Source organism: Pseudophaeobacter profundi, from assembly GCF_029697505.1.
GTDB lineage: Bacteria > Pseudomonadota > Alphaproteobacteria > Rhodobacterales > Rhodobacteraceae > Pseudophaeobacter > Pseudophaeobacter profundi.
In genome coordinates, this window is the sequence record NZ_JARJEF010000084.1 from 1 (window position 1) to 429 (window position 429).

The 429-nt window shown below is 42.0% G+C and carries 1 protein-coding gene; it reads left to right on the forward strand.

All coding sequences use genetic code 11. The features are described from left to right. Positions 1-133: 133 nt before the first annotated feature. Positions 134-429 (forward strand): ferritin family protein (locus P2081_RS20375; protein WP_278924615.1); only part of this gene is annotated, 296 nt, incomplete at its 3' end.

Here is a 429-nt window from a genome sequence, read left to right on the forward strand (position 1 = left end):
CGTTAACCCAGTCAATTAGAAATTGTCAGCACCCAGTGAGGTCTACAATTTCGAATTTTTCACCATGGCAGTTAGTCAAGTCCGTCAAAATTTTCATGAAGACTCAGAAAATGGCATCAACAAGCAGATTAACATGGAACTTTACGCAAGTTACGTTTACTTGTCTATGGCATACTACTTTGACCGGGATGATGTAGCTCTACATGGCATCAGTGAATATTTTAAGAAGAATTCAGATGAAGAAAGAGAACATGCTCAGAAGCTGATGACATATTTGAATAAGCGAGGAGGAAAGATTGTACTCTACGATGTTAAGCAGCCACCTAGGAACGACTGGGCAAATGCAGAGGAAGCATTTACTGCAGCTCTTCAGTTCGAAAAAGATGTCAACACTAGCCTGCTGTCGCTCCACCAGATCGGGACTGTCCA